The 6,492-nt window shown below is 71.5% G+C and carries 7 protein-coding genes; 3 read left to right on the top strand and 4 right to left on the bottom strand.

All coding sequences use genetic code 11. The annotated features are described in order from the left end of the window. The first annotated feature begins 185 nt into the window (after window positions 1-185). Entirely contained in the window at window positions 186-1,559 is a 1,374-nt protein-coding gene (locus tag GXP76_RS33050) for an MFS transporter (RefSeq protein WP_242575308.1), read from the top strand. 118 nt (window positions 1,560-1,677) lie between these two features. On the opposite strand, the gene GXP76_RS33045 is transcribed toward GXP76_RS33050, so the two are convergent. After that, window positions 1,678-1,908: a hypothetical protein gene (locus GXP76_RS33045; RefSeq protein ID WP_242575307.1), complete on the bottom strand. Its 231-nt coding sequence runs from the start codon at window positions 1,906-1,908 to the stop codon at window positions 1,678-1,680. 82 nt (window positions 1,909-1,990) lie between these two features. Between GXP76_RS33045 and map the strand changes: the two genes are divergently transcribed. Both map and GXP76_RS33035 read left to right on the top strand, forming a co-directional pair. Further along, window positions 1,991-2,848, top strand: coding sequence for a type I methionyl aminopeptidase (gene map, locus GXP76_RS33040; protein WP_242575306.1), 858 nt, complete (start codon window positions 1,991-1,993; stop codon window positions 2,846-2,848). Between the two features lie 257 nt (window positions 2,849-3,105). Further along, window positions 3,106-3,768, top strand: coding sequence for a heme oxygenase (biliverdin-producing) (locus GXP76_RS33035; RefSeq protein WP_242575305.1), 663 nt, complete (start codon window positions 3,106-3,108; stop codon window positions 3,766-3,768). A gap of 191 nt (window positions 3,769-3,959) precedes the next feature. Here GXP76_RS33035 and GXP76_RS33030 read toward each other — a convergent pair whose 3' ends face one another. The 3 genes from GXP76_RS33030 to GXP76_RS33020 all read right to left on the bottom strand — a co-directional run. Next, entirely contained in the window at window positions 3,960-4,637 is a 678-nt protein-coding gene (locus tag GXP76_RS33030; RefSeq protein ID WP_242575309.1) for a PhzF family phenazine biosynthesis protein, read from the bottom strand. A gap of 1 nt (window position 4,638) precedes the next feature. Continuing rightward, on the bottom strand, window positions 4,639-4,776 hold the full coding sequence (locus GXP76_RS33025; RefSeq protein WP_242575304.1) for a hypothetical protein: 138 nt from the start codon (window positions 4,774-4,776) through the stop codon (window positions 4,639-4,641). Between the two features lie 130 nt (window positions 4,777-4,906). Beyond that, a partial coding sequence (locus GXP76_RS33020) for an HtaA domain-containing protein (protein WP_242575303.1) occupies window positions 4,907-6,492 on the bottom strand: 1,586 nt, incomplete at its 5' end.

Below are 6,492 nucleotides of genomic sequence, written 5' to 3'. Positions count from 1 at the left end.
TGGTGAGCGCGGCGGCGGGCGAGAACAGCCTCCCCACGACGCGCGGCAGGCTCCGCTTCCGGGACCGGCTGTCCCGGCTCGCCGACCAGCTGACCTCGCCGCCGCCGGGCCGCTGGTGACACCGGGATACGTGGCCGGGTAAAGGAGTTGCCCGAGCCGGCCGTCACGACGCAGCATGGCCTCTCGTGACCAGCAAGCTGTCGGCGATCCTGCCGGACCTCACTCCCCTGCGCACACTGCGCGAGTTCCGGCTCCTGTGGATCCAGGGACTGGTGACGTACTTCGGCAGCTCCATGGCCATGATCGCGCTGCCGCTCCAGATCAAGGACCTCACGGACTCGCCCCTCGCGGTCGGCGCGATGGGCGCCGTCGAGCTGGTGCCACTGATCGTTTTCGGGCTGTACGGCGGGGCGCTCGCCGACGCGGTCGACCGCCGCAAACTGATCCTGCTCTCCGAGGCGGGCCTCGGGCTGCTCGCGGTGATCCTGCTGATCAACGCGCTGCTGCCGCGGCCCGCGCTCTGGCCGCTGTACGTCGTGGCCGCGGGTGTCTCCGCGCTGGCGGGCATCCAGCGGCCCGCGCTGGACTCCCTGATCGCGCGGATCGTGCCGCACGCCCAGCTGACCGCGGCGGCGGCGCTCAACGCGCTGCGGTGGCAGACGGCGGCGGTCGCCGGGCCGGCGACGGCGGGTGTCGTGGTCGCGTTCTCCGGGACGGCGACGGCGTACGCGCTGACCGTGGCCGGGTTCGTCGCCTCCGTACTGATGTGTCTGCGGCTGCGGCCGGCGCCGCCTTCCAAGGAGGCGACGAAACCGTCGCTGCGCGGGATAGCGGAGGGCGCGCGGTACGCGTGGAGCAAGCCGGTGCTGCTGGGCACGTACGCCATCGACCTCGGCGCCATGTTCTTCGCCTTCCCGCTGGCCATCTTCCCGTTCCTCGCGGAGGACCTGGACGCGGAGTGGGCGCTCGGCCTGATGTACGGGGCGATCCCGCTCGGCTCCGTACTGATCAGCCTGACCAGCGGCTGGGCATCGAAGGTCCGGCGGCACGGGCTCATGGTTGTGCTCGGCGCGGGCGGCTGGGGCCTGGCGATGGCGCTTGCGGGCTGGATGCCGAACATCTGGCTGGTCCTGTTCTGCCTGATGCTGGCGGGCGCCGGCGACATGCTCAGCGGCCTCGGCCGCTCGACGATCTGGAACCAGACGATCCCCGAGGAGCTGCGCGGCAGGCTGGCGGGCCTGGAGGTGCTGTCGTACAGCGTGGGTCCGCAGCTCGGCCAGGTCCGCGCGGGCTCGGTGGCCGGCTGGACGGGCACCCGCCCGGCGATCTGGAGCGGCGGTGTGGCGTGCGTGGTGGCGGTGGGGCTGCTGGCGGCGGTGCTGCCGAAGCTGATGACGTACGACTCGGAGACGGACGAGGACGCGCTGCGCCGGAAGGCGCAGCAGGAGGCGGCGCACGCGGACGCGGATGCCGACGGGGCCGCCGGTGGGGCCGGTGGGGGCGCCGCCGCCCAGGACCAGGCGCCCTCAGCCGCGGGCGGGCCCGGGGTGGCGCTCTGACGCGGAGCCGGCTCCGGGCTCGGGCACCCTGGCGGGTACCGCCCCCGGGACCGGCGGTCCGTCCTCGAACTCCGGACGGGCTTGACGTGGGGCCCGGTCCGGGCAGATCAAGCCGTCGTCAGGTGGGAGGGCGGTCGTCCGTCGGGTTGTCGTGCCAGCGGGGGTCCGTCTCCCAGTCGAGGTTGCGTTCTGCCGCCGTCTCCATCGCGTGTTCCGCCTCCTGTCTGGAGGCGTACGGGCCGAAGCGGTCCTTGGCCGGGCAGTCCGGGCCCTCCTCGACCTTTCTGTGCTGGAGGCAGTAGTACCACTCGCCCGGCTTACCCGCCGTGCGCTTCTTGAACAGGGCCATCGCCGGCTCCTTCCACTGAGGTCTGTCGTCAGGGTCAGGCTGCCCCACGGGCGGCTTTCAAACGCTGGTTAGACTCGCCGGTATGTCTGGCCAGTCGCTGCTCGTGCCCGGGGAACTCTCCCCCGTCCGTTCCGTTCCCGGAAGAATCCCGCGTCCCGAGTACGTCGGGAAACCTCTGCCGACCCCGTACACCGGGCCCGAGGTGCAGACCGACGAGACCGTCGAGCTGATGCGGATCGCCGGCCGGATCGCCGCGCAGGCGATGGAGGAGGCCGCGAAGCACATCGCGCCCGGCGTCACGACCGACGCGCTCGACAAGGTGGCGCACGAGTTCATGGTGGACCACGGGGCGTACCCCTCCACCCTCGGCTACCGCGAGTTCCCGAAGTCGCTCTGCACCTCGGTCAACGAGGTCATCTGCCACGGAATCCCGGACTCCACCGTCCTGCGCGACGGTGACATCGTGAATCTCGACGTCACCGCCTTCATCAACGGCGTCCACGGCGACAACAACGCCACCTACCTCTGCGGCGACGTCGACGAGGAGTCGGTGCTCCTGGTCGAGCGGACCCGTGAGTCACTGAACCGGGCCATCAAGGCCGTCCGTCCCGGCCGGCAGGTCAATGTGATCGGCCGTGTCATCGAGTCGTACGCCAAGCGCTTCGGCTACGGCGTGGTCCGGGACTTCACCGGGCACGGCATCAACTCGTCCTTCCACTCCGGGCTGATCATCCCGCACTACGACAGCCCGCACGCGACGACCGTCATGCGCCCCGGCATGACCTTCACCATCGAGCCCATGCTCACGCTCGGCACCCACGAGTACGACATGTGGGACGACGGCTGGACCGTGGTGACGAAGGACCGCAGGCGGACCGCCCAGTTCGAGCACACGCTCGTGGTGACGGACACCGGCGCGGAGATCCTCACCCTGCCCTGACCCCCGGCCAGGACCCGTCCACGGCCCGTCCCCGACCCACCGTCAACCCGCTCCGACCTCGGACGCGACCTCTCGCGGGGCCATTCGCCCACCAGGTGTCCCCCGCGCGATCAAGGGGTAGCTTTCTTACCGACAGGACGTCGGGAACCAGTTGACTTAGGTAAGCCTAAGTAGGAGGATCGGCGAAGGCAAGCGCCCGTGCTGCCGCGCCGGATCTCGGTCTGGTTTTCCGTCCCCTTCGGCCCCGGAGGCCCGCCTTGGACGCAACCGCCACCACCCCGTTCTCCACGCTGATCCGTGTCGCCTCGCACGAGAAGCACGCCGAGGTGAACACCTCGACCTTCATGAGCGACCTGCTGGGCCGGCGCTTCGGGGTGGAGGCGTACGCGCGCTACACCGAACAGCTCTGGTTCGTGTACCGGGCACTGGAGGACTCCGCTCCGACGGTCGAGGACGATCCGGTCGCCGGCCCCTTCATCCGGCCCGAGTTGATGCGCATAGGCGCCCTGGAGCGCGATCTGACGCATCTGCGCGGCGCCGGCTGGCGCGACGGCCTGGAGCCGCTGCCCGCCACCGCCGCGTACGCCGCCAGGATCACGGAGTGCGCCCGCACCTGGCCCGGCGGCTATGTGGCGCACCACTACACCCGCTATCTCGGTGATCTCTCCGGCGGCCAGGTCGTCCGCGACATCGCGGAGAAGACCTGGGGCTTCGAGCGCAAGGGCGACGGCGTCCGCTTCTACGTCTTCGACGAGATCGCCAACCCGGCGGCGTTCAAGCGCGCCTACCGCGAGCTGCTGGACGCGGTGCCGGTGGACGACCTGGAGAAGCAGCGCATCATCGAGGAGTGCAATCGGGCGTTCGAGTTCAACGGGGCCGTGTTCAACGAGCTGGAGGGCGAGTTCCCCCTCAGCGCGTAGGGGGTGTCCCCGAAGTAGCGCCGTCCGCCCGTAGGGCGGGGCCCGCGGCGGCTGGTGCGGTGCATCGCAAGGCGGAGGATCGGCCTCGTACTGGGCGTACTCGGCCGGGTCCGACAACGCGGCGAGGTGCCGTGCCAGACGTCGCGGGCCAGGCGGGACTTCGCGGACACCCCCTAGGGGGTGGACCGCGTTCAGCGGGGCGGGAGCAGGCGGACGCGTCCGCCGATCTCGATCGAGCCGTCAGGGCCGGGGGCGGTGAGGATCTGTGACCCCCGGCCCTGGGTGATGTTCAGCGCGCGGCCCAGCTCGGCGGTGAGGAGCAGCGCCGCCGCACCCGTCGCCTCGTCCTCCACGATGCCGTCGTCGCGGCGCGGGAAGCCCCGGGCCCTCACCCGGCCGGCCGACTCGTCCTCCCACGCCCACGCGTAGAGCCAGCCCTCGCCGGGCGGCGGCGCGGGGAGCGCGTCGACCTCGGCGACCGTCTCGCAGCGGTGCAGGGTGCGTGGCGGGGACCATTCGGGGCGCGCCGTGATCCAGGTGAACTCGCCGTCCTGGCGCACCCACACCTCGCCGACGGGCGGATTGACCGTCTCCAGGTCGAGCAGCCAGGCGGCCCCGACGAGCGGGTGCCCGGCGAACGGCAGGCGCAGGCCCGGTGTGTAGATGTCCACGTGGCCGCGCTCGGGGTCGTCCACGAACACGGTCTCGCTGAAGCCGAGTTCGGCCGCCAGCTTCTGCCGGGACGCCTCGTCGGGGTAGTCGCGGCCCTCCCGTACGACGCCGAGCGCGTTGCCGTACCGGCCGTCGCCCGCGCAGAAGACGCGCAGGACCTCGATGTCGCCGCCGACGTCCGGCCCGCGGCCGTCGATGTCAGTCACCGGACTCCTCCAGCGCGTACGCCGTGCTGATCGGGAAGCAGGACAGCACGTGCACCTCCAAGCCTTGCCGTACCGAACCGGGCTGGTCCCAACCCGGCTGGTGCTGATCGTAGAAGACACGTCGGATCAAGCAGGCATTGAAGCACCACGTGCGCCCCGCGACGGACGCGGCAGGGCCGTACCGCGTCGGTCGCACGGTACGGCCCCGTCCCCGCCCCGCCCTGTGGCCGGCGCCGGGGCCGGTCGGCTCAACTCAGCTGTCAGATCTCACCGGTTGCCGGGTTACGGCGGCGGGCGATGAAGACCGCCGCCCCGCCCGCGACGGCGAGCGCTCCGGCCGCGCCCATCAGGGCGCCGGCCGGGACCTCGGCGCCGGTGCTCGCGAGGCTGCCGGTGCCGCCCGCGGAACCGCCGACGGATCCGCCGCCCGCCGTGCCGCCCGTGGTACCGGAACCGCCGGTCGTACCGCCCGTACCGCCGGTGCTGTCGCCCGTACCGCCCGAGCTGCCCGTGACGCCCGAACCGCCGGGAAGCTGCCCGTCCTTCGTGAGGGAGACGGCGGCGGTGAGGGCGTCCAGCGTCTCGCCCTCCTCGTACATCCCGCCGAACGCCTTCGTACCGTCCGCGGTGAGCGTGGCGGGCACGGCGTTCAGCGCGACGACGCCGTCCTTGGCCTTGAGCTCACCGGCTGGCAGGTCGAGCGTGGCGATGGTCAGGTCCTCGAAGGTGGAGACCTCGTGGGTCGCCCGGTCCTTGGTGCTGACGTCCGCGACGAGGGTGCCCTCGCCGTTCCTGACCTCGGCCTCCAGACCGCTGAGTTTGAGGTCGAGGACGTACGAGCCCTTCTCCTCGTGGCCCAGGAAGCGGACCGATCCCTCGAACTCGGCGAGAAGGGTCTGCGCGTCCGCGTCGAAGGAGCCGGTGGCCTTCGGGAAGCGGTACGCCTCGCCCGACCGGGTCGCGCCCGCCGCGAGTTCGACCTTGCCGTTGGCGATGGGGCCCGTCACATAGGTACGGAAGCTCTTCTTGACGCCCCAGTCGAGATTGCCGTCGACGATCGGGCCGTCCACGACGGCCGGGACCGAGGGCTCGTCGGTGGGGTCGGTGGGATCTGTCGGGTCGACCGGGTCGGTGGGATCCGTCGGGTCGGTGGGGTCGGTCGGATCCGTCGGGTCCGTGGGATCTGTCGGGTCGGTCGGATCCGTCGGGTCCGTGGGGGCCTTCACCGCCGTCACCGAGAGCGTCGCCGGGTCCAGCGCGGCGCCCGCGGCGTAGAAGCCCGCGAACGCCTCCGAGCCCTCGGCCGTCAGCGTGGCGGGGATGTCCTTGAAGACCATCGCACCGTTCTCACCCTGCCCCGGCTGGACCGTCGTCAGGTCGAGATCGGCGATCGAGACATCGTCACGCGTCTCGCTCCTGCCTTCGGTCACGCTGGTGACGTCGGCGGTGATCTCCCCGTCCACCCGGGTGGTGTTGACCTTCACATCGCTCAACTTGATGTCGAGGACGCCGTGGTGACCCTCGAAGTGAACGCTTCCCTTGAAGGCGGTCGCGGTGGCGTGCGTGCCGGTGTCGTAGCTGCCCTTGCCGTCGGTGAAGGTGAAGACGCCGTTGCCGGCGGCCTGGGTGGCACCGTCGGCGACCGTGATCTTCCCCGCGGCGACGGGCGAGAGCAGATATCTGCGGAAGGACTCCTTGAAGCCCCACTCCAGGGTGCCGTCCTTCAGTTCGAGTTGCGGCGCGGCGGGCGCTCCGGGGGCGGCGGGGGCGCTGCCGGCCGCGAACGCCGGGACGGCGAGGGCGGCCGCGCCGATGGCCACGACGGTGGCGACCGCTGCGGCGAGGG

This window comes from Streptomyces sp. NP-1717 (assembly GCF_022695985.1).
GTDB lineage: Bacteria > Actinomycetota > Actinomycetes > Streptomycetales > Streptomycetaceae > Streptomyces.
Note: the sequence above shows the minus strand (reverse complement) of the source record. Positions and strands in the feature narration are given on the sequence as shown.